Source organism: Koromonas humicola, from assembly GCF_059726255.1.
The window spans coordinates 820,919-843,667 of the sequence record NZ_AP040873.1; the positions used below are offsets into that span (position 1 = coordinate 820,919).

At 54.8% G+C, this 22,749-nt stretch carries 21 protein-coding genes; 8 read left to right on the forward strand and 13 right to left on the reverse strand.

The window, feature by feature from the left end; all coding sequences use genetic code 11:
* Positions 1-31: 31 nt before the first annotated feature.
* Genes moaA through AC6IZD_RS03640 form a run of 3 tightly spaced genes read left to right on the forward strand, consistent with a single transcriptional unit; the run spans position 32 to position 2,919 of the window.
* Positions 32-1,048, forward strand: coding sequence for a GTP 3',8-cyclase MoaA (moaA, locus tag AC6IZD_RS03630; protein ID WP_497786321.1), 1,017 nt, complete (start codon positions 32-34; stop codon positions 1,046-1,048).
* 54 nt (positions 1,049-1,102) lie between these two features.
* Positions 1,103-2,389, forward strand: coding sequence for a molybdopterin molybdotransferase MoeA (locus AC6IZD_RS03635; protein ID WP_497786322.1), 1,287 nt, complete (start codon positions 1,103-1,105; stop codon positions 2,387-2,389).
* Between the two features lie 56 nt (positions 2,390-2,445).
* Positions 2,446-2,919, forward strand: a complete 474-nt coding sequence (locus AC6IZD_RS03640; RefSeq protein WP_497786323.1) for an NUDIX hydrolase — start codon at positions 2,446-2,448, stop codon at positions 2,917-2,919.
* Here AC6IZD_RS03640 and AC6IZD_RS03645 read toward each other — a convergent pair.
* The 3 genes from AC6IZD_RS03645 to AC6IZD_RS03655 all read right to left on the reverse strand — a co-directional run bounded on the left by AC6IZD_RS03645 (position 2,916) and on the right by AC6IZD_RS03655 (position 5,852).
* A complete protein-coding gene (locus AC6IZD_RS03645; protein ID WP_497787554.1) occupies positions 2,916-4,166 on the reverse strand; it encodes an aminopeptidase in 1,251 nt (416 codons plus the stop codon). The genes AC6IZD_RS03640 and AC6IZD_RS03645 overlap by 4 nt on opposite strands.
* Positions 4,167-4,332: 166 nt before the next feature.
* On the reverse strand, positions 4,333-5,238 hold the full coding sequence (locus AC6IZD_RS03650; RefSeq protein ID WP_497786324.1) for a pirin family protein: 906 nt from the start codon (positions 5,236-5,238) through the stop codon (positions 4,333-4,335).
* Positions 5,239-5,294: 56 nt separating this feature from the next.
* The gene (locus AC6IZD_RS03655) at positions 5,295-5,852 is read right to left on the reverse strand and encodes a YceI family protein (RefSeq protein WP_497786325.1); all 558 of its coding nucleotides are present in this window, start codon (positions 5,850-5,852) and stop codon (positions 5,295-5,297) included.
* Between the two features lie 286 nt (positions 5,853-6,138).
* Between AC6IZD_RS03655 and AC6IZD_RS03660 the strand changes: the two genes are divergently transcribed.
* On the forward strand, positions 6,139-6,615 hold the full coding sequence (locus AC6IZD_RS03660) for a thioredoxin fold domain-containing protein (protein ID WP_497787555.1): 477 nt from the start codon (positions 6,139-6,141) through the stop codon (positions 6,613-6,615).
* Positions 6,616-6,694: 79 nt separating this feature from the next.
* Here the strand turns inward: AC6IZD_RS03660 and AC6IZD_RS03665 are convergent, their stop codons facing one another.
* The gene (locus AC6IZD_RS03665) at positions 6,695-6,931 is read right to left on the reverse strand and encodes a metallothionein (RefSeq protein WP_497786326.1); all 237 of its coding nucleotides are present in this window, start codon (positions 6,929-6,931) and stop codon (positions 6,695-6,697) included.
* A 124-nt stretch (positions 6,932-7,055) separates the two neighbouring features.
* Between AC6IZD_RS03665 and AC6IZD_RS03670 the strand changes: the two genes are divergently transcribed.
* Positions 7,056-7,658 carry a cysteine hydrolase family protein gene (locus tag AC6IZD_RS03670; protein ID WP_497786327.1) on the forward strand — a complete coding sequence of 201 codons (603 nt, stop codon included), beginning with the start codon at positions 7,056-7,058 and terminating at the stop codon, positions 7,656-7,658.
* A gap of 333 nt (positions 7,659-7,991) precedes the next feature.
* Here AC6IZD_RS03670 and AC6IZD_RS03675 read toward each other — a convergent pair whose 3' ends face one another.
* From AC6IZD_RS03675 to AC6IZD_RS03700, 6 genes are all read right to left on the reverse strand, one after another.
* On the reverse strand, positions 7,992-9,707 hold the full coding sequence (locus AC6IZD_RS03675) for a DUF7305 domain-containing protein (RefSeq protein WP_497786328.1): 1,716 nt from the start codon (positions 9,705-9,707) through the stop codon (positions 7,992-7,994).
* Positions 9,689-10,750: a hypothetical protein gene (locus AC6IZD_RS03680; RefSeq protein ID WP_497786329.1), complete on the reverse strand. Its 1,062-nt coding sequence runs from the start codon at positions 10,748-10,750 to the stop codon at positions 9,689-9,691. The genes AC6IZD_RS03675 and AC6IZD_RS03680 overlap by 19 nt, the downstream gene beginning before the upstream one ends.
* Positions 10,751-10,757: 7 nt before the next feature.
* Positions 10,758-11,300, reverse strand: coding sequence for a prepilin-type N-terminal cleavage/methylation domain-containing protein (locus tag AC6IZD_RS03685; RefSeq protein ID WP_497786330.1), 543 nt, complete (start codon positions 11,298-11,300; stop codon positions 10,758-10,760).
* 9 nt (positions 11,301-11,309) lie between these two features.
* Positions 11,310-11,933, reverse strand: coding sequence for a pilus assembly FimT family protein (locus AC6IZD_RS03690; protein ID WP_497786331.1), 624 nt, complete (start codon positions 11,931-11,933; stop codon positions 11,310-11,312).
* Between the two features lie 226 nt (positions 11,934-12,159).
* Complete coding sequence (mtgA, locus tag AC6IZD_RS03695; protein ID WP_497786332.1) at positions 12,160-12,867, reverse strand: monofunctional biosynthetic peptidoglycan transglycosylase; 708 nt, start codon at positions 12,865-12,867, stop codon at positions 12,160-12,162.
* Between the two features lie 87 nt (positions 12,868-12,954).
* Positions 12,955-13,230, reverse strand: a complete 276-nt coding sequence (locus AC6IZD_RS03700) for a hypothetical protein (RefSeq protein WP_497786333.1) — start codon at positions 13,228-13,230, stop codon at positions 12,955-12,957.
* 205 nt (positions 13,231-13,435) lie between these two features.
* Here AC6IZD_RS03700 and AC6IZD_RS03705 point away from each other — a divergent pair, with 205 nt between their 5' ends.
* From AC6IZD_RS03705 to AC6IZD_RS03715, 3 genes are all read left to right on the forward strand, one after another.
* Positions 13,436-14,917 (forward strand): DNRLRE domain-containing protein, encoded by a 1,482-nt coding sequence (locus tag AC6IZD_RS03705; protein ID WP_497786334.1) that lies wholly within the window; start codon positions 13,436-13,438, stop codon positions 14,915-14,917.
* A 71-nt stretch (positions 14,918-14,988) separates the two neighbouring features.
* The gene (locus tag AC6IZD_RS03710) at positions 14,989-17,211 is read left to right on the forward strand and encodes an NHL domain-containing protein (protein ID WP_497786335.1); all 2,223 of its coding nucleotides are present in this window, start codon (positions 14,989-14,991) and stop codon (positions 17,209-17,211) included.
* A gap of 9 nt (positions 17,212-17,220) precedes the next feature.
* On the forward strand, positions 17,221-17,820 hold the full coding sequence (locus tag AC6IZD_RS03715; protein ID WP_497786336.1) for a hypothetical protein: 600 nt from the start codon (positions 17,221-17,223) through the stop codon (positions 17,818-17,820).
* A 166-nt stretch (positions 17,821-17,986) separates the two neighbouring features.
* Here AC6IZD_RS03715 and AC6IZD_RS03720 read toward each other — a convergent pair whose 3' ends face one another.
* The 3 genes from AC6IZD_RS03720 to AC6IZD_RS03730 form a co-directional block, all read right to left on the reverse strand.
* Positions 17,987-19,846 (reverse strand): methyl-accepting chemotaxis protein, encoded by a 1,860-nt coding sequence (locus AC6IZD_RS03720; protein WP_497786337.1) that lies wholly within the window; start codon positions 19,844-19,846, stop codon positions 17,987-17,989.
* 25 nt (positions 19,847-19,871) lie between these two features.
* The gene (locus tag AC6IZD_RS03725) at positions 19,872-20,393 is read right to left on the reverse strand and encodes a TOL_0243 family YfiR-like periplasmic protein (protein WP_497786338.1); all 522 of its coding nucleotides are present in this window, start codon (positions 20,391-20,393) and stop codon (positions 19,872-19,874) included.
* Positions 20,394-20,517: 124 nt separating this feature from the next.
* The gene (locus AC6IZD_RS03730; protein ID WP_497786339.1) at positions 20,518-22,497 is read right to left on the reverse strand and encodes a TonB-dependent receptor plug domain-containing protein; all 1,980 of its coding nucleotides are present in this window, start codon (positions 22,495-22,497) and stop codon (positions 20,518-20,520) included.
* Positions 22,498-22,749 lie beyond the last annotated feature (252 nt).

Here is a 22,749-nt window from a genome sequence, read left to right on the forward strand (position 1 = left end):
TTTCATCCGTACAGCGCTAATTCGGAGAATCATGTCGGAGCCAGTGGCAGGACATCCCGTTATCCCCGATGAGCTTGGGGCTGTAATGCCGTCCTCTGTCGAGCTTGGCTGGTTGCGTCGGCTCCGACTTTCAGTGACAGACCGGTGCAACTTCCGATGCTGCTACTGCATGCCATCCGAAGGGGTGCCAAAGCTGCGGCACGAAGATCTGCTGTCGTTTGAGTCTCTTCTGCAACTCGTCCGGTGGTTGGTGTCCGATACTGGGATTCGTACGATCCGGCTCACAGGTGGGGAACCTCTGGTTCGAAAAGGGATTGAACACCTGATCGAGGGACTCGCGTCCATTCCTCAGATCACTGAGGTGGCGATGACCACGAATGGAACGCTACTGCCACACATGGCGAGTGACCTGAAAAACGCGGGACTGGACCGGGTTAACATTTCTCTGGATTCACTCGATCCAACGCGTTTCTCGCAGATTACGCGAGGCGGGAGTCTCGATCACACTATGGATGGGATCGAAGCGGCGGAGCGAGCGGGGCTTACTCCTATCAAGCTGAATGCTGTGTTGCAACGATCCACCTGGCGTCGGGAGGTTCCACAACTTCTCAATTTTGCGCAGGCTCGGAAGTACGAGGTTCGCTTCATTGAACTAATGCGCACGGGGACCGAAAGCCTATGGTGTGACTCCGAATTCATCTCTGTCGATGAAGTTTGTCGCGAGCTAAAAGCTGAGCTCTTACCGTGGGACGTCGAGAGCCGGGCATCGGCTCGCAGGTCGCTTGTGAAGTGGAATGGAGAGTTCATCAAAGTAGGGTGGATTACTCCGCGCTCGCATCCCTTCTGCAGCAGCTGTGAGCGACTTCGACTCGACGCTCGCGGGCGCGTACGGCGCTGCCTGATGGATTCGACGATGTTCGATTTGGCGCAGGCTTTGAGAGACTCGGATCATAAGTCTGCTCGCGCGGGATTTCGAGAATACATCGCCGGGAAGGTCGCACCGACGATGATGAATAGTTCCTTCGCAATGAGCCAGATCGGCGGCTGACGCGCGTGAACGAGCTCAACAGTACTTGCGGCATGGTTTGGGCAAAGGAACCATATGGCACTCAGCTTCTTTGAAGCACGCGACATCATTCTGCAAAATGTAACCACTGTTGGGACCGAGCAGGCTGGATTGCTCGAGGCTCTTGGACGTGTGGTAGCGGCGGACGTCGTAGCTCCGCTGAATCTTCCGCAATTCGATAACTCCTCGATGGACGGATATGCAGTGCGCGTGCAGGATTGCGTCGCTGATAGGCCCATTCCTGTTCAGGGATATGTCCCCGCGGGCGAACTCGCGAACGCACCTCTAAAGGCGGGAACCGCTATAAGGATTATGACCGGAGCTCCTGTACCGCAGGGTACGGAAGCAATCGTTCCCTTCGAGGAGACTGAGGAGGCTCCCGACAGTGTAGTTGTGAAGGCGAAGGTCGTTGCGGGGCAGCATATTCGACGCGCAGGCGAAGACATCCAAGTGGGCAGCGCTGCATTGGCTGCCGGTAGCACGATTCGTGTGCCGGAGATCAGCCTGCTCGCGTCGCTCGGCCGAACATCGGTGATTGTCTTTCGAAGACCCCGTGTCGCAATTCTTGCAACGGGAGATGAGCTAATTGAGCCTGGGCAGCCACTTTCGGCGGGCAAGCTATACAACAGCAATTCGATGGCATTGGCGGCAGCGGTACAGGAAGTAGGCGCAACTCCCGTTTTGCTAGGTATAGCCACGGACGACAAAGCCACATTGTCCCAGATGATTCGAGAAGGGCTTCGGGCGGATGTGCTCATTACTGCCGCAGGCGTTTCTGTCGGCGACCGTGACATGGTACGGAAGACACTGGGTGAGTTGGGCGTTGAACAAATCTTCTGGGGCATCGACATGAAGCCAGGTAAATCGACGGCTTTTGCCATCAGAGACAAAGTTCCGGTGTTTTCGCTGCCGGGTAATCCGGTTTCAGCCATTGTCACGTTTGAGGAACTCGTGCGCCCAGCGTTGTTGAAGATGATGGGCTACCGCAAGGTCATAAAAACAGCGGTGATGGCTACGCTACAGCACGATGTTCGCAAGCTGGCGGGGAAGACACAGTTACTTCGTGTGCGGCTTGAAACAAGGGCAGGGCAACTTTGTATTTGGAGCGCTGGCGATCAGGACACTCGCTTCCTTAAGACTTTGTTGCATGCGGACGGATTGGCAATTCTGCCCGCCGCGCCCGGTTTTTGCAAGGCCGGAGAAGCGGTTCCCGTTCATCTTCTTTCAAGCAAGGCGGGTGATTTAAGTGAGTCGGAGGAATGTGAGGCGCCGAAGCAAATCTCTGGCCGGGGAAGTGTAGTCGCATCTTCCGGCAACAACTAGGGCGCATTCTTTCCAGGGCAGTTGGACAGCGGCTACAATCCGCAAGAGCGATAGATATGCTGAAGAGAAGTGCCGGATTGCTTATGTACCGTAGAACGAAGGGTGAAGTGGAAGTATTTCTGGTTCATCCCGGAGGCCCGTTTTGGGCGAAGAAAGACTACGGCGCGTGGTCCATTCCTAAGGGCGAGTATCAGGCAGACGAGAGTGCATTGGAAGTCGCGCGGCGCGAGTTTCAAGAGGAGACCGGCCACGTTGCTGAAGGTGCGTTCCTTGAGCTAGGAGAGGTGAAGCAGGCGGGCGGCAAGATTGTCACTGCGTTTGCATTCGAGGGAGACTGTGATCCCGCAGCGATCAAAAGCAATCTGTGCGAAATTGAGTGGCCTCCGCGATCAGGGCGCCGGATGGAAATTCCCGAAATCGATCGCGGCGCTTGGTTTTCGATCGCAGAGGCCCGAGAGCGCATTCTGAAGAGTCAACAACCCTTTCTAGAAATGCTCACCAGTAGATTGAGTCAACAAAAGGCCTGCTAGCTCACCCACTCTCCCTTTCGCATTAACGGTTCCGATGCGCCTGACGCAGTAATTCCATCAATGTCGAGTTCCGCTGATCCGATCATCCAGTCGACGTGAATCAGACTCTCGTTTGCACCTCTTGCAGCAAGTTCTTCGCGAGTTAGCTTGTCACCATCGCGCAGGCATCCACTGTAGGACTGGCCGAGAGCGATATGGGATGCGGCGTTCTCGTCGAACAACGTGTTGAGGAAGGTGATCCCGCTGTGCGCGATTGGAGAAGAATGCGGAACTAGTGCTACTTCTCCTAGCCGTCGCGCGCCCTCATCTGTGCTGATAAGTTGTTCCAATACTTCCTGCCCTCGGCTGGCGTGAGCCTGGACAATCCGTCCTTGCTCGAACCGCACCTGAATGTCCTCAATCATTGTTCCCTGATATGAGAGCGGCTTGCTCGCGGCGACTGTCCCATCTGCACGATCTTTGTGCGGGGTGGTGAAGACTTCCTCGGTCGGTATGTTGGGAATGCAATACACTCCGTTGCCAGCCGTTGTGCCTCCTCCAACCCAGAGATGGTCGTCTGAGAGTCCGAGACGAAAGTCGGTTCCAGGCCCTCGATACTGCAGAGCGGCGTAGCGCTTCTCGTTCAGGTATGCCGCTCGTTTGTGTAGAGTCGCATCATGCTGCTTCCATGCTGAAACAGGGTCGTCGAAGTTGATGCGCGAGGTTTCGAAGATGGCGTCCCACAGCTTTGCAAGTGCCGCATCTTCGGGTTCCCCCGGAAACATCGCTCTTGCCCAGGCGGGTGTCGCACTCGCGACAATCGTCCAGTTGATCTCATGACGCGCGATCAATTCCAGCGCAGGTCTGTAAGCAATGGAGTTCGACCGATTTGCGCGGCTCACCTTCTCGGAATCTTCGTTCGAGAGCAACAGTGGGTCAGCCCCGGTAATTGCCAGTCTTGCGGCGCCGCTCTTGAACGCTGCGGCCATTCCCTCATAAAGCCACTTCGGAGCGTGCTCGAAACTTTCATCATGTGCGTTTCTGAACCGCAGCAATGACACAGCGTCGTCCGTGTACAAAGTAGTGACGAGCGCGGCCCCTGCACGGTAAGCATGCTCGGTAATGCGCCGCGCCAAGGGAACTGCATCCAGGGAAGCGGTCATCACTAGCTCCTGTCCAGCCTTCAGTCCAAGCCCAACCTTCACCGCTACTTCGGCGAGCTGATTGATCTTCTTCTCAAGCGTGGATTCGGTCATTGTGAGCGTCATTGCCATGGTGTATTGGATGCAACGTACTTACCTTATGCACCTTCAGCGCTGACTTCAATCGACGAACTTAGGAGCGAGGGGAACAAAACGCGGTGTTAGAGGAGAAGAAGCATCGAAAAATCAGCAGAAAGCGACGGAATAAGCCGACGCTTTCTGCAACCAGCACTCACCGATGTTTGATAAACGTACCGTCCTGTAGCTCAGCCATAGCCTGCTTAAGCTGTCCGGGGTAGTTCATCACGATGGGCCCATACCACGCGACGGGTTCTTCGAGTGGCTTGCCCGAGACCAGCAGGAATCGAATTCCTTCCGGTCCTGCCTGAACGACGAGTTCGTCTCCCCTATCGAACAGTACAAGTGAGTGGTTCTTCGCGTCATAAGTTGGCGCCGCTTCGGGCTGCGCTGTGTGCTCGGTCAGCACGGCTCGGGGTTCGGATGAATCCCGGAATGTTCCGGAGCCAGCAAAGACGTAGGCGAAAGCGTTTCGAGTTACATCGACTTTTATGCGCTTTCGAGTGCCTTGCGCAACCGAGATGTCGACGTAGGACGGATCCGCCGCCACTCCCTCGACCGGTCCGCGCTTACCCCAGAACTCGCCACAGATGATGCGGGCACGTGTGCCATCGTCATCAATGACTTCCGGGATCGCACTGGATGGAATGTCCTGATAGCGCGGATCTGTCATCTTGAGTGAGGACGGCAGGTTCGCCCATAACTGGAACCCATGCATGCGGCCCTGATCGTCACCGCGAGGCATTTCCTGATGCAGAATGCCGCTACCAGCAGTCATCCATTGCACATCGCCTGCAGTCATTTTGCCCTTATTGCCGAGACTGTCACCATGCTCGACGGATCCCGCCAGCACATAGGTGATCGTCTCAATCCCACGATGCGGGTGCCACGGGAAACCTGCAAGATAGTCTTCGGGGCGCTCGTTTCGAAAGTCGTCGAACAGCAGGAATGGATCGAACTCCTTGGTCTTGCCGAACCCGAACGCACGTTGCAACTTGACTCCCGCGCCTTCCATCGTGGGTTGCGTCTGCAGAATTTCCTTTACTGGTCGGAGTGACATCTTGTACCTCTCATTTCACGCGTCGCACGCGGCTCAAGGGCCAGTGGCGACGAGACTTAAGCTTTGATCAACTGCAAATCGAGGGTGATCGTGACTTCTTCGCCGACGAGGATGCCGCCAGTCTCGAGCGCTGCGTTCCACGTCAATCCGAAGTCTTTGCGGTTGATCTTGGTCGTAGCAGAGACACCGATTCGAGTGTTGCCCCAGGGATCTTTGCCAGGAGCGGTCGGGCCTTCCACGTCGAATTGCACATTGCGGGTGACGCCATGAATCGTAAGCTCGCCTCCCACCGCCAGTTCGCCATCAGCTTTGCGGGTCACACCACTCGACTTGAAGCTGAGGGTCGGGAACTTCTCTACATCGAAGAAGTCCGCACTCTTCAGGTGCGCGTCGCGCTGGGCCTCTCGTGTGTTGATGGAAGCAGCGTCAATGCTAGCCTCGATCTTCGAATTCGTCACATCCGCTTCATCAAGGCTCAATGTGCCAGAAAGTGCGGTGAACTGCCCCTTCACATTCGAGATCATCATGTGCTTCACCTTGAACTCGGCAACGGAGTGAACCGGATCGATTGTCCAGGTAGAAATGCTGGTTTGCGGTGCAGTGCTAGTGATCATCTTTCTAATCCTTTCTTCACTAGCTTTAGATTCGCGAGATGGAAATACGTTGCAACAAATATTCCCGAGTACGATGCAAGCGACGAGCGAGAGTGTCAGGCTGCGTAACCGATCCAGCGCTGGGGCATCTAAAGGAGTGGGAAAAACCAAAGCATACATTCAAGGAGGAGAAATGCCGATCAACTGGAGCAAAGATGTAGACGCAGCCCTAGTCGAGGCGAAGCAGCACAATCGTCCCATCCTTCTCGATTTCAGCGCCGCCCCGGCGTGAGGTGCATGTGCTCGGCTGGATGCCGAGTCATATGAGGATTCGAAGACCGGAGAATTCATTGAGCAGCAGTTCGTTCCAGTGAAAGCGCATATAAAGGAGCATCCTGCCTGGTTTCACCGGTTTGGCGCCGTTTGGACTCCGACCATTCTGCTACTGGACGGCAATGGCTCGGAGCAAGTCAGGCTGGAAGGGTATCTACCAAAAGACGATTTCGTAGCCGCTCTTGAGAACGGGCTCGGTCGCATCGCATTTGTCCAAAAGAAATATGATGATGCGGAGCGCTGGTTCAGCGATGTTGTCACACGCTTCGGCAGCACTCACTCCGCCGCACGTGCGATGTACTGGCGCGGTGTTGCACGCTACAAGGCGACCAATGACCATACAGCGCTGGGGAGAACCGCCGAGGAACTTCGGGCGAGCTATCCTTCAAGTCTGTGGACGAGCAAAGCAATTCCATGGCTTCCGGCTGAAGCGAAGCGGGATGCGGCCTAGAGCGGAATAGTGGGACTGGTCCGCCGGTTGGACCGGGTAGGAATTATCGGCCAGCGGACCATTTCATTGCTAGCATGCGTCAGGCCACTCGATCTTTGATTTCAGGCGAGCCTGCACTTCGCGCGCAATGGGCACAGCAATAAAAACGCCCGCCAGCTTCGACACCATGTCCGATGACCCGGCAGTGGCAATGTTCACAGATAGGAGCCATCGCTTGAATAGCGCACTCGAAGCAGTCGAAGGTGTGCCGCGCACCGGCCGCGGTTAGTTCAAAGGACAGGTCGTATTCGTTGCCGCAAACTTCGCACTTGGACATAATGAACTCCTCGGGGTGCTGGCTATGAAGCCGAAAGTGGTTCGCCTAGTAGTGGATGTTTGTTGGGTAAATGCTGTTGTCGCGAAGCGGTGGATGAAATCGGCGAAGAAAGGTGCTTCAATCTATGTTGTTGTGGGACGTTGATACGCAGGTTGATTTTCTCTCTCCGGATGGGCGACTCTATGTGCCTGGTGCTGAGTCGATCATCCCCAATCTTGCACGATTAACCGCATTTGCACGCGAGAAGCGCGTTCCGTTGATTTCGTCTGTAGATTCTCACCATGAGGGCGATCCCGAACTGAAGTTGTTCGGTCCGCATTGCATGGCGTGCACGCCAGGGCAGAAGAAGATCCCGGAGACCCTTCTTGAGAAATTCTATGTAGTTCCCAATCGTCCGGTGCAGCTTGCAGCAATTCAGCAACTCAAGCAGATTGTCATAGAAAAACAGCAGTTTGATGTGTTCACAAATCCGAATACCGACATGCTACTGCAGCAATTTGGTCCGTCGTTGCAGATTCTGCTGTACGGCGTTGTAACCGAGATTTGTGTTGCTGCTGCTGCACGTAATCTGCTGCAACGTGGACATCAAGTTACTCTGGTGACTGACGCGATGCGCGCGCTAGACCCGGCCAAAGCACAACAGTTCTTTGACGAGTTCGTTCGCTCTGGAGGAAAAATGACCACCACGGACGAGGCCACAACTAAAGCTTCTGCCATCGCTACATAGCGTGAGTTCTTCAGTGTATGTCGCTGAGGCATCTTTCGGACGGTGAGAACCGTCGATTGTTGGGAACTCTTTGGTTTGGAGGCTAAGTGACACGACCACATGAGCTGCGTCTGTTCTTTTCTGAGCGGAGCGTAACGGACCCATTGTTGGCAATCTCAAGGCTGAACAGTCCGAATCCGCCTTCCCCCATTCCGAGCCCCGATCCCAAGCCTGCGCCGGACCCAGAGCCAGAACCAGGCTCAGACCCGGACGTAGTTCCACAAATACCCGTGCCCGAGCCGATGCCGATCTAGCTGTAACGAGACTTCTGGCACGCGAGCGGCACGTCGTGACTTAGTATGCACTCCAACTGTATTCAGTAAGGTGTACCGCAGTTGGCGTGGGTGTGCCTGCCCCGGGATTTACCGGCCCGCTGACGCCGAGATTTGTGTCGTAGTACACGTGAGCGCCGCCAGTGACGGTGATTGTGTTACTGACAATCGCACCGTAAGTGCTGAAGTTTCCCGAGTAGTCAACGTGGGCGTTGGGAGCATAGATGGTGCCGAACAGGTTGGCACCTCCCCCGAGTTTTATCGTATCCGCTCCGGCATATACCAATTGCAGGTTCGCGGGGTCCCCGCCTGCATTGGAAAGAGTGCCTCCAGCCAGGTCTATGGGATAGAAGTTCTTGCCGTCCATACAGTAATTCTTGCTGCTGTTCGGGTTAGTCCCGTAGATATTGATGATCACTGTTCCGTTCGCAGGCAGGTTTACAGTCGCTCCTCCGCTCAGGCTGAAGCAGTTGAAGTTATACGTACCAGCAGATAGGTTGATGGTTGCTCCCCCTGCAAAACGGACGTTTCCATAATTTCCCGTCGGATTAGGAGCCAAATTCAGACTACTGACCCAGCTTCCATCACATCCCTTTGTGGCGCAGTTTGTGGTGTTCGTAGGAACCGAGGGGAGGGTCGGTGTGACCATGTTCTGATCGGCTGGCGAGAACTGACTTACGATGTTAGGCTTCGTTCCATTTGTATTGGTTCCCACCACGTTCGATCCGCTCTTATCGGCTGTCACTCCCTTGATGGGTGACTCGGATGCTACGCAATTGTATGCGGTGACCTGGTTCGGATCGGCCCAGGCTCCTCGATATCGACTCCCGGGATTCGTTGTGTCCAATTTTGTGGTGTTGATGCTGCCAGTTGTGTACGCATTGCCGTCCACACTGGCGCTGCCCGATAGCGTAATGTTTCCGGCAGACCACACATCGCCACCAGTTGCTACTGTAGTTGGATTGTTGATTCCTAGGTTCCCGCTCGAGTTGTAGCTTCCCGTCTGTGCGTTGCCATTCATAGTGACGGCTCCGCAGCCAGTTCCTGTGGCGTATATTGCGCCTTTGAATCTGGGACTGCCGCCATTCGGTGAAGACGAGATCGTCTGGGTCACAATCTGTACGACTTGTGTCCGGGCTACTCTCGACCCCGATCCTACGGTGCCTTGCGAAACGATCTTCCACTTCAGGACCCTGGTCGAAGAAACCGAACTCGCCATATAGGCCTCAAGCAACTGGGCAGAGACTTCAAACTTGTTGCCAACCCCTGATCCAGATGCGTACAGGTTTCTAAATACTCCATTGTTTAGCGCCGAGGATGACGCCAGAGTCGCTTTGAAATTCGCGTCCACGTCTGAAGAGATCGCTGTGCCATAAGTATCGCCTGCACCACTGAATCCGCTTGTGGCGAGAATTACCTTGGAGTTGTTGAACTGCACTGGAAACGCGCTCAGGTTCCAGCCTGATTGAGTAAAGTCAGGCAAGTTGTAGTTCCAATACGTATTGATCCAATTAGCTGCCTGCTGTGCGCCTGCTTCCGCCTCATACCGTGATTGCGTCGTGGCCGTGTAGTTCGCTGTCGTCCATATCTCCGACTGCGTCGAGAGAATCACGCCGGTGGCGAGTGTGGAAATTAACAGAATCATCAGCAGCGCCACAACCAGTGCAATTCCTGCCTCCGGATTAGCTTTGCGAGGGCGGTTGCTGCCGGATATCGCGATCAATCTGCTTTGAAGCATGCAAACGCTCCGTATTCTGGGGTTTGTTGAAGATCGGACGCATCGGGGTTGGAGTTATGAACGAGATTGTAGGCAGCAATGATATTGCGCGGCTGCACGTTCAGGTACGACTTAGTCAGGGTATATGGGGCGCCCGTTTGTGGGTCGTTGGTTGCGGACTGCACCTGCAGCGTAACTCCAACCGAGAGAACGAAAGTGAAGTTGCCAACCGACTTCGACTTCGGAATCCGAAGAAGTTGAAACGGGGGCGTATTGACGCGCGGATCGCAGTTCACCACGTTGTCAAGAAGCACCATTTCCTGAGTGTTTCCTGACTCGCTGGGCTTTCCGTTCGAGCACGTTGTCGTTGCAGAAGTGTCATATACGACTCGCACAAGTTGGTAAGAATTCCCGTTGGCTTGGCACTTGTATTCGATGAGGTCAAGCGACCCACTCCCGGTTGTCATGTCCCCAAAAAGCCACAGTTCATAGCCAGTGAAGACGTTAGTCGCCGTTTGGGTATATGTTCCATCATCAAACCAGAGAATGCCCTCGGGATACAATCCGGCGGAGAAAATTGGGTCGCCCGCGTGGTGCGTGGCGGCAAAGGTACCGTTAGGTTTGATCTTTTTACTGTTTTTATCAGCCGTGTCCAGTGTGACTTGTTCTCTTACTCCAGACGTGTCGATGACGATTGTCTGGTTCTTATAGAAGGGAAAGCCTGCAGAGTTGCTGTTCACTGGCACCTCATCTGACGTTCCTTCGTCAACACCATCGGAAAGAGAACCCGTAGCCTGTTGCACTATCAGCGCATTGTCGTTTGAAAGGGTGTTACTCCCGGCGAGTCGCGATAGGGGGAGGCCGGCTTGTCCGATCTCCTGGGACATCAACTCGAGAGCACTGCGCGTCTGCTGGTCAATCGAAATCTTTACCTGCTGGGAGCGATAGTTCTTTTGAGAAGACATGATGCTGCCGAGAACAGCTCCAGATATGACGAGCAGCAAAGCAAGGCTCATGACGAGTTCTAGCAAAGTCGTTCCCGATGATGCTCGCTTTCTTTTCATCTCCTGCCTAGTAGTCCGCTTTCTGACTGATCAATGTGGTCGTCGGCGCTAGTCCTGAAATATTGCCGATCACAGAAACGCGCACCTGAATCGTTTTCACCGAGGAGTTCGAGTCAGTTATCAGCCATTGCCTGACATACCCGACGCCGGGCTTAGTCGTAGAAACGGCGCCAGTACTCGCGTCGATATAGTCAAAGTATCCCGTGTGAGTGACGTCTGCAGGATTGACGCCTCCTCCTGCAATTAGGCCTACCCCTGTAACGCCCGAGGGGGTGCAATCATTTGCCCGACTACATGTGGGAGTTACCGTTACATCACTGTCAACATCATCGAATTGCAGTGCCAGGAGTTGTTCCATTTTGTCAGTGGCGTATTCGGTAGTGCGGCTGGCTCGGTTGCCACGGTCGCTGTTCCTTGCGACTGCCACTGCAAACAGCGTCAACACACCCACTGCGACTATCGTCAGGATCACCGTGGCGACCATCACCTCAATGAGAGTGAATCCCTTCTGACCATTGCGCACTCGCCCGAGCATTGCGTTGACTTTCATAGAACTCGATTAGTCCTGCATCCTGGTGTAAGTTGAGCCGTCGAGTCGGTAAATAGTGGCACGACCACTCGCATCGATCGCGACAGCAAACGACACATTGTTTGAATTTGTGAGATAGATCGCGTAGTCAGAAAGCACAGTGCCTGTACCCGGGTTGATCGGGAGTCCGCGTGAGTTGTAAGTGATCTCAATCGTGCCGCTGGGTGGCGTCACCGAGCTTGATCCCTGCACTGGAGAAGCTCCGCTTTGATTTCCAGCACCGTGGTCGGCCGCCGAAGGAACGCCGAACAGCACGCCCGGTGAGAGCACAAGTGATCCACCTGTCGTTTCGGTGTTCCAAATTGCGCTGCCATTCTGTTGTGTTTGCAGGCTACAACTTCTGATGTTGATGGTGCATGTGATCTTGGCGCGCGACATATTCGCGCTGGCCCGCATTCGAGCCACCATGAGTTGTCCGACAATGTTGCGGGCATCGTTCTGGCCGCGGTAACTCTGCACGTTCGTGATGCGAAGAATCGCCATCGCGCTGACGATCAGCACAATGGCCACCACGATCAGCAATTCAATCAACGAGAATCCCGACATTTTGGCCTGCAACGGATTCTTGCAATCGGGATTTCTATGCTTGCCCATTTAGGTGTTCATAACAGGACCGAGTCCCGTGTTACACAGTGCCGAATCGATTGAAAAACTAAATACAGCAATCGTACCCACTTTCGCTGGAGCGGTAGCGTCCCAACCTGATAGTTCGCGTACCTTGGTGTACGTGAGTAGGTTACTGTAGTAAGTAGTGGTTCGCAGGCACAAAATAGCAGCGCCAATATCTAGCGCTGCCGCTTTTTGAAGAGCCTTATTGCGATCACCAACCCACTTGGCGCATTCTTCTTAGGATCACCGCACTGTACCCATTCATGCGGTCAGGTCGTCGCTTCAGCGGAGCGGGAAGAATCGCTGCCAGCCGTGCTGACTGTTCTCGGCCAATATGACGGGCCGAAGTTCGATCATGGTAGCGACACGCCGACTCTGCGCCGTAAATACCGGGCCCCCATTCCACGACATTGAGATAGAGTTCCAAGATACGCTGCTTGCCGAGCACGAGTTCGGCGACGGGTACAAGCGTTGCTTCCGCACCTTTGCGAAGGAATGAGCGGCCCGTTCCGAAGAACAAGTTCTTCACGAGTTGCTGCGTTAGCGTGGATCCTCCGCGCGTTCGCCCTCCCTCGATATCTTCTTGTGCTGCTAGCTGGATCGCGTGCCAGTCGAATCCATGGTGTTGGTAGAAACGTGCGTCTTCAGCCGCGATCACCGCATGCTGGAAATCAGGCGAGATCTGAGTTAGTGGAACAAACTTGTATCGCTTCTGATACGGTGCTTGGTGAACCCAGGCTTGCAATCGGCGTTGCGTCTGAACCGCAGTTGTGGGAGGGTCGATCCACCGCGCGGCCACGAGGAGCAGCACGGCCAGCGACCAAAGTGCCAAAGCAGCCAGGCTAAGCCATCGAATAAGAGATCGGAGGAGACCCTTCCGAAGCGGGGTCTTGGTGCGTGTAGATTGCCTTGGAGTCACATTCCAGAATAGCAGCTTTGATGTCGCTTGCTGCGCCGGTAACGTGTGACAGCGAACGCATGGTTCGCGTCGTTTTCGAAATACCTGTCACCGATTCGTCAGGACGTTGTTCCAGTTAGTAAGGAGTGAAAGTGGAGTCGGAGAGGACGGCAGGAAGGTTGAATTATGCGAGGCGTAGATGACGTGCTTGCCATCGGCCAACCATGTCGGAGTTTCGTCTGAACCGCCATCGCTGACGCGAGTCGAAACGTCCCGCGCCAGATCGTACACGACCTTGCGATCGATCGGCCATTTCGCGAAGTAAGGGGCGCGGCAACGGTTTGGCTTCGTGTCGCTGATATCCGTAGTTCGATAGATCGACATTACGAAAGGATTATCACAAAAGTCACGTGAGGGCTGTGCATTGTACTTTGTCCTAAGTAGAACGCCCGATTAACATTCTTAAAGCGCTATAAGTCAGTTCCTAGCTGTCTCAGGTCCGACCGCAGTGTTCGTTGCTGTACTCTCCCGGACGTAAAAGCACACGTAGTTGATGTGTATACCAAGGTGTCGGGAGCCGGAGTGTGTCGTGAGACGAATCACCTTCATCCGCCCGCTTTTCTTGTGCCTGATTGCCGCTGCATTTTCCGTTGCTGCCCAGGCGACAGATGCTTCCCTAAAGGGTGACGCACACGTCAACTCTGCCCATGCAAGCGCAAACTTCGGGAAAATTTCAAATCTTCACGTGGGGAGTGGCAACACGGCCCTGTTGCAATTTGATCTTGGAACAATGCCCGCGGGAGTGACCTCCAGTCAGATTTCTCACGCAACGCTGGCCATATTTGTGAATCGCGTCAACACGGCGGGAACAATAAATCTCGCTTCGGTGAGTTCGCCGTGGTCCGAGGAAAGCGTCACCTATGCCACCATGCCCTCGCTCGATTCCCCATTAGGAAGTATTCCCATCTCTGGGACCGGACAGTTTGTATTCATCGACGTGACATCGCTCGTCCAGCAGTGGGTTACCTCCCCCGCTACGAATTTCGGTGTAGCGCTAACCTCAAGCTCTGCCGACGTACTGTTCGATAGCAAGGAGAATGACCAAACTGGTCATGCCGCCCGGCTCGACATCACGATTACTTCTATGGGCGCAACCGGACCGATGGGGCCGCAGGGTCCCCAAGGACCGATTGGCGCTACTGGCGCGCAAGGTATTCCAGGCCCTCAGGGACTAACAGGGGCCATCGGAGCGACGGGTGCGCAAGGTATCCAAGGCCCTCAGGGACCGACAGGTGCCACCGGAGCGACGGGCGCACAAGGCCCTCAGGGTGCAGTGGGAGCTATTGGCGCCACCGGGCCAATGGGCCCTCAGGGTCCCCAAGGAGCCACTGGTGCAACTGGAGCGACGGGAGCAGAAGGTCCCCAGGGTGCAACGGGAGCTAAGGGAGCGACCGGGCCTCCGGTCTCGTTTCACGGGAGTTGGAGCAGCACGACTACTTATTCGATCGGTGATGCTGTTTTCCTCAATGGCAGCAGTTGGATCGCCTTGACCAACAACTTCAACGTGACACCAGGCAGCGATAACACTGTTTGGGCTTTGCTGGCAAAGGAGGGTGCAACTGGCGCTACTGGCGCACAAGGGCTTCAGGGCATCCAGGGGCCAGTAGGCGCGACTGGCGCACAGGGACCGCAAGGCCCGACTGGACCGACAGGTCCGCAGGGTCCGGCAGGGTCGGCAGCATCAGTTCCAGCCAACTTAACGGCTCTCTCAAACGCCCTCAGCACCAACGGGGGAGTCACTGGTTCGATCTCATTCACGGGCAGTGCGTGTGATGCCGGTTATCTCTTTGTCGGGGACATCTTCCTCTCGGTGAACGCGTATAACGGCTCGAGTACATTGCCTGCAGACGGAAGGACTCTTCAAATCAACCAGTACCAGGTGTTGTTCAGCATCATAGGAACCCGCTTTGGCGGCGACGGTGGGACCACCTTCGCCCTTCCGGATCTGCGGCCGTTTGCACCTAAGGGTTTGCAGTATTCCATCTGTGTAAACGGAATTTATCCGTATTAGCTGTGTCGGTGGAGAGCAGAGTGAAGGGGATTCCGATGGATCAGTCGCGATCTGTGTCAACAGAGAAGAAGATGGATTTGTGGAAAGTGCGCGGTTCTGTCGGTCTGTTTCTGTTGCTAACTGCCATCTCAGCTCACGCGCAAGGTGTGCTGACCATCACGCCCGGACGTGTCGTGACCACTACTGCCGGAAGTAGTCAGGAAGGATATAACGGAGACAACGGCACCGCTGTTTCGGCCGCACTGGCATCACCATCGGCAGTCGCTTATGACGCAAGCCGGAATCTGTATATCGCGGATGCCTCGAACCATGTGATTCGCAAAGTCTCCACGGCCGGAACAATCACGACAGTTGCAGGATCTGGCGAGCAGGGATTCAGTGGTGACGGCGGCGCCGCGACCGTGGCACAACTCGACACTCCGATAGGTGTTGCCGTCGATTCTAACGGAAACATCTTCATCGCCGATTCTCACAACCATCGCATCCGCAAAGTGGCCGACGGAGTGATCTCGACGATTGCAGGAACCGGGGTTGCGGGATTTTCCGGAGACCTTGGTAATGCTACTGCCGCAATGCTCTCTCTGCCGAGCGCCGTCGCGGTAGATGGCAGTGGGAACCTATACATCGCGGACACAAACAACAACCGCGTTCGCAAAATCACCGCTGCGGGAATTATCACCACGGTCGCGGGTAATGGCGAGGAGATGTACACCGGAGATGGCGGCGACGCCACTGCCGCGGCGCTCGACCTCCCAACGGGTGTGGCCGTTGATAACGCCGGACGTCTGTATGTCGCCGATCGCCAGAACCACTGCATACGAATGGTCGATACCGCAGGTACGATCTCGACCATTGCGGGAAATGGGAATGGCGGGTTCAGCGGAGATGCAGGATCTTCAACCTCGGCGGAAATGGCGAAGCCAAGTGGAGTCGCAGTAGATGCGAGCGGGAACATCTATATCACCGACTCGAACAATCACCGCATTCGCCAAGTTTCCAATGGGGTAATAGTGACGATTGCCGGGACCGGCGAACAGTCGTACGGTGGGGATGACGGAGCCGCGACCAGCGGTGTTTTCGACACTCCTCAAGGGTTGGCCAGCGACAGTATTGGAAATCTGACCATAGCCGACCGCTTAAACCAGAGAGTTCGTTCCGTAGTGACTAACGCATTTTCATATGCCAGTCAGCCGGTCGGCAGTACAAGTTCCGGACAGGTCGCAACGCTCAGCAACAACGGCAATACGTCCATCGTCGTCCAGTCCGCTACGTTCTCCGGGCCTTTCGGCATCAATGGTGGGAGTTGTGGCACCCTGCCAATTACGCTTGCTGCCGGTGTAAGTTGCACAGAGTCAATTGCATTTTCACCAAGTGCATCCGGAGCTACCAGCGGAAGCGTGGTCTTCGGCGGTTCTGCGCTTCTTCCACAAACGCTTCGTCTGATGGGCACAGCGGTGCAGGCCGCGACTATTACATCTCTGTCGGTCAGCAACATAAATCCCAATGCAGTGCAGCCTGTGGTCTTTACCGCGGATGTTGCCGCCGTGACCTCGGGTGTCCCCACTGGAAGAATTGGGATCTACGATGGAAGTACTCTATTGACATCGACTACGCTTGACTCAAGCGGCAAGGCTACTTACACGACGAGCAGTCTCACTGTGGGCGCGCACTCCCTGACTGCCAAGTATGACGGTGACTCCAACTACCTTGCCAGCACTGCATCGGACGTTTCCGTAGAGGTTTCATCGAGTCCAGGCTTCACCATCGAACCTGCGAGCGGAACTGGAAGCGCTGGAGGCACGAGCGGTCCATCAGTACCGTCGCAGACAGTTGCTCCTGGGGGTGCAGCCGCATTCGCCTTTACGATAAAGGCGATCAACGCTCCTATGACCACGCCAGTTGTGTTCAGCGCGCTGGGCCTGCCCGCTGGAGCGAGCGTCTCCTTCAACCCGCCATCGATAACTCCTGGAATGTCCGCGACGACGTTCACAATGACCATCTACACACCGAAATCGAGCAACACTGCAGAACTCCGGTCACTTCGATGGACGTTTGCTCTGGCGCTCTTCGGCATGTGCTTTGTGCCGGGTCAGTGCAAGTCATCGCTCCGATTGCGAAAGGTTAGGACCGCAATGGCTGCACTTCTGTTGGGACTGGCTGTTTTCGGAATGGCTGGGTGCGGCTCAGGCAGTGGTTACTTCGCTGAGCCACCCAGAACTTACACCATAACCGTGTTGGCTACGGCTGGGACTTACTCAACGCAAGCAGCCCACGTTACCTTAACCGTTCAATAGAAGGAGCGCATGCGGCTCAATTTGAATACAGGGATCGTTTTGTTGGGCGTGCTGAGTTTTGGCGTTATGTCGCACGCACAGGAGAAGCGCTTCTTCCTGAACTCGACCGACATCGCCATTACGTACAGCGCGTCGGCTGCGAAGACTGCTGACAACCGTGGTACGTTCTGGATGCAGGGCGGCGGGATTGACGCCTCCTTCAATGTGCACCGTGGCTTTGGAGTCGCAACGGCCTTCAGTGGCGAGCACGCAGGAAACATCGCAAGCACGGGAATTTCCATTTCGCGCCTGAGCTTTATGGGTGGGCCACGATATACCTTTGGCTCAATAAGAATAGCCAAACGCCCTACAAGAGCTTTCGGGGAGTGGCTCTTTGGAAGCAGCCACGCCTTCGATGGCGTGTTTCCTTCTGCCTCGGGTACCAGTTCTGTCGCAAATGCGTTCACAATGCAGTTGGGCGGCGGTCTCGATGTGGAGCTCTCGCATCGGTTTGCTCTTCGCGCTCCCGAAGTTCACTACGTGCGGACGAGCCTGCCCAACAGAGACTCTGATAGGCAGAATGACGTCCGCTTTGATGTCGGTATTTCATACCGGCTTGGCAGGAAGTGACGACGCACCGATCGATGTTTTTGCTTAAGAAGCTCAGGAAGTTCGAACCGGAATCTACTTCTCCCTGCTTTCGCTCTATATGTTCTCGACTTAAAATCACGCATCCACTTGCGCGAAAGGGGCACCATTATGGTGCCCCTTATTTTTAGCTCCCTGCTTAAGTTCGTCAGTTCGTAGCGGCGAGGCTGCGCGCCGTTTTTGACCGCCGTTCCAGGGTAAAGCGGTCAATGGAGTTCAGTAAGGAATTTGCCATTGTCGACATTTGCTCCGCAGACGAGGCTAGGTCGCTAGAGCTCGAGGCAGACTGCTGCACCATTTCATGCATGCGCTCCATGGCGCCCACTACAGCTTTCGCTCCAATCGCCTGCTCCTCAACGGAGGAGTTGATTTCATGTGTGAATTCGTTGAGACGGGATGCAGCCTGGGCTATCTGCGTGGATCCCAAAGATTGCTCTCTAGTAGCCCCTCCGATTTGTTGCGCAAACATGAGAACCTCAGCAACCACCTTCGATATCTTCTCCAAGGCTGTCCTCAGTTCGCTTCCGAGTTCCAGACCCTCGTTAACGATCAGGTTGCTTTTGTCCATGTTCTCGACAGCTTTGCGTGATTCACTCTGAATCGCGCTGATCAACTCGCCTATTTCCTTCGTGGAGTTAGCTGATTTCTCGGCGAGTTTGCGTACTTCGTCAGCAACGACGGCAAATCCGAGTCCGTGTTCACCAGCGCGGGCAGCTTCTATAGCGGCGTTAAGTGCAAGCAGGTTGGTCTGATCGGAGATGTCGTCAATTACCTCAATGATCTTGCCAATGTCGTTCGCACGCTCACCGAGTGTTGCAATGATCCCTGAAGAAGAACCGATTGAGCTGTTTATTCGATTCAGGCCGTCGGTCGTCCTCTGCATTGTTACGATTCCACTCTGCACTTCATCGCGTGATCGGCTCGAGATGTCGAGCAGCACTTTTGCAGTATCAGCCACGCGCTGAATACTAGCAATCATTTGTTCAATTGCCGCTGAGGTTTCACTCACGCTGGAGGACTGCAATTGCGTGTTCTTCACCACATTTTGCACGTTCATACTCATCTCGTGCATAGTGCTGGTGACTTCCTCTATGGCAGAGGAGGCTCGCATACCCACCTTTGCGGAATTTTCAGAAGCGGCTGCAACCTGGCTTGATCCGCTGGCGACTTGAGTTGCACTCTGCCTTACATCACGGACCAAATCTCCCAGGGCTTCGGTCATACGTGAGAAAGCGCGGCCTAAGATGTCGCGTTCAGAGCGGGGATTTACGTCAACCGAGAGATCCCCTTGAGCAATGCCCTCCGACACAGCAGCCATCTCCTTCAGGTATCCGACCATGTTATTGAACGACCTGGCAAGGTCACCCAACTCGTCTTGGCGATCAACATCGATCTGATGCTCGAGGTCTCCAAAGTCGCCGATCGCGTGGGATACTTCAATCAATTCGTTCAAAGGATCTGTGATTGTGCGACGCAAGCGACGTACAACCAAGAACACAGCTAGCCATGAGAACGCTAACACTATCGCGACGATTCCGGCGTAATTGCGATATCGCTGCCTCATTTCTGCAAGGTCCGACTCGACTAAGACAATACCGATTTGTTCGCCTGACAGCGATACCGGTAGGTACTGCATCAGTCGATCGCCTTCGAAATACGTCCCTGGTCTTCTTAGCTGCGGTGCTGAAGTGTTCGCAGCCCCACTCGGATGATAGGAAGCGAAGATTTTTCCTTCCTTATCAAACAGACAAGCCGCTGTAATGTGAGGCTCCGCTTTCAATGCTCCAAGCACTTCACCGGCCGCATTCTGGTCTCCGAAACTGAGTGCAGCTTTGCTGTTATCCGCAATTACTTGAGTCAACGTGGACAAATGTTCGGAGGTGGCCCGCTTGGAGGTGGACACATCGTAGCCAAGCAGGATGGCGCAGAGCAGTAGAAGTGCGACGCTACTCACCGCCATCATGACAATCATCAACTTGCGGCCGATAGACAAGTCGCGCAACTTCATCGATACCTCCTTCAGCGTCAGCCGCTCAAATACGATCTGCGACAATTGTCGCTAGAGAGAGCAATCGGGAGCTGATTTGAAGATGCGCTCGCTCTGCAGCATGGGGATTCACTTCGAAATGAATTTTGCCGCCATTAAGCAGGAGATTGATCATCCCACCATGTTGACCAAATCCATCGGACTCTCCAACAGTTAGAACGCTGCTTCCACGCAAACGCTCGAGAACGGAACCCATGTTCTTGCTTGCTGACGCACCGACATAAATTACCTGACACCCTTTCAGGTCGGCATCGGGCGCAAGTCGCCGAACAGTGACGCCTTTTCCCTCAATGGACTTGCCAGAGGCGAGTCGTTGAAAAGCCGCGCTTGTGGCATCCGCTCCGACGAATCCTACGACGAGTTGATTGCCACGTTGCCCTTCTGGCGGCCACTGGACGAAGTTCATGACCTTGAGAACAAATGCGGCCTTCGCATCATGTTCCTCGATCGCCTGCGCCTGAGCTCCGATAACAAATCCACCTGCAGTAATCAGTGCCAGCGTACTCAATGCCGATATCACAAATCGGCGAACACGTACGCACGGCGACAGCTCGCAAGCGCGATGCGAGCTGCCTATTCTTTTCTTTATTTGTCCATACCACTGGGTACCGAGTTGCATAAGTATCACCGGATTAGTGCATTTCTTCTGGCTGGGTGTTCTGCTTGTCTTTTTTGCCGCGCTCGCCCGATGTCCAGACGAGTTTCAGGCGGAATGTCCGCCGGTCGTCAGGCAACAACGAACCGGACGGCACATTATGCGTCTGCTCGAAATAACCAATCGCCGGATTGCTCAATGATCTGCCGACCAGGTTATATGCGCCGCCTGACAGGGAGAAGCCTTTGAACTCGCGAGTCGAGATGTTGGCATTCAGTACTACCGGGGGCGCCGAACCTGCTGTGGCCGGCCACAGAGCGTAGCTTCTGGTTATGTATTCGGCTTGAAGCGCGGGGGTCACTCGGCGATGGAACACGGGACAAGAAACGTCTAGCTTCGCCACGTGCTTTGGAGAATCGGGCAAGATGCTGCTGCCGGGCAGCGTGTTGCGTGCATCCTGATATGTGTAGCTGAGGTGTCCCTCTGCACCGGATGCTAACTTGCCGATCACTTCGATCTCTGCGCCCTTGGCCGTAGCCTTGGAATTCAAAAAGCTCGTGTGATCAATTCCGTTTACTGCCGATGTCTGCTCTTCAATGTAGCTTCCGATGTGGTTGTTGAACGCAGCAACGTTGAGCGTCAGGCGTGGTCCGAATTGCTGCGACAGAACGGCTTCCAGTGTGCGGATCTTCTCAGGCCGTAAATTTGGAGACGCGACGCTCGCCATTCCGGCATAGTAGAGCTCAGAGAAGCTGGGTGCGCGGAATGCGGTTCCGTAAAGGAACTTTAACGTCGTCGATTTCTGCGGAGTGTAGATGAGTGCCGCGCGCGGACTCGTGGAATTGCCAACGAAGTAGTTATATCTGTCGGTGCGAACTCCGGCGTTCAAGAGCAGTTTCGGATGCAGCCGCAATTCGGCTTCCCCATAGATACCCCACAGGGCGGAGGTGCGGTTGTAGTCCACATAATTTCGGGTAGTGGCTTCTGTCGCGTCGGGCACGTGGTAGACGATGTAGTTCGTCTGGGCCTGGCGGAAGTTATCGCGGTATTCAGTCCCAATCGTGACTCGGTGCTTGTCGAGGAACCGCCTTGTAAGCCTCAGTTCCGCGCCGACCCTATCACCGTGCGCAGTGTCATAGTTGAATAGGTCGCCATGGCAAAGCGCATCCGAGCAACCGCGAAGGTCGTCGATTTTCTGATGCGACACATAGCTGTCGTAGTAACTGCGTGCGATTAGTTGTGTCCCCTTCCAGACCGGACGTTCGTATTGCAGATCAACGTATCCGCGAAAATTTGTGTTGTGGGTATCAGTCTGATGGCAACTTCCGCACCACTGAGCCGACGGCGAGGACTTCGACTGATAAGCTGACCCGGCTGCCTGCAAAGTGAAGTTGTGACTGGAAATCATGGCAAAGGCGCTTCGCGACTGGTCGCGGTCTGATGACGAGCCGATTGGGTCTTGAATCGCACCTAGGCGTCCAGGGGCATTTGTATCCCAGTACGTGGCCGAGAACAGAGCTTGTGTGTGCGACGCGTTCAGTGCGTAGCTGGCAGTCGTCTTGTATGTTCCTAGACTCCCGGCCTCGCCAGAAATCTCCGTCCCGGGTTTATTTCCCGTACGCGTAAGCACGTTCACGACGGCAAAGAATGCGTTTGCGCCGTACAACGACGAACTAGGTCCGCGCACTACTTCGATCCTATCCACAATGTCCAGATCGATAGGGAAATCGCTTTCGAGTGGCACGGAGTCGTCAACGTTGTTGTTGATCGTGTGGCCATTGATCAAGACCAGAATTCGCCCATTCGAGTCACCGGAAGGAGCAAATCCGCGAACACCGACGGTGGAGTAGCTGCCGTGATTCCGAACATAAAACCCTGGCACGGTTTCCAGAGCTTCTCGCAAAGTGCGATAGCCGAAGTGACGAATCTGCTCCGATGTAATGACGGAAATCGAGCTGGGTGCCTCTGCCGCGTTTTGTTCGTATTTGGCAGCACTGAACACTTTTACGTTCAGCAATTCCTCCAAACTGAGAGCAGATGCGTCCTGCGCGACAATTGGTGCAGCGTTCAGAAACAAGAACGATAACGATAATGCAAATCGCGATAGATGCCGCGAAGGCAGAAGAGTGGAACAACGCATAGAGAGCGTTCGCCTGTTCCCATAGCCGTGAGGACTATGAATTGAAAAAGAAAACGGTGTTGATGGTATGTATTGTGGATTTGGTCAGGCAAGTTACTTTTCGGGTAACGGAATCAGAGTTGAAATCCC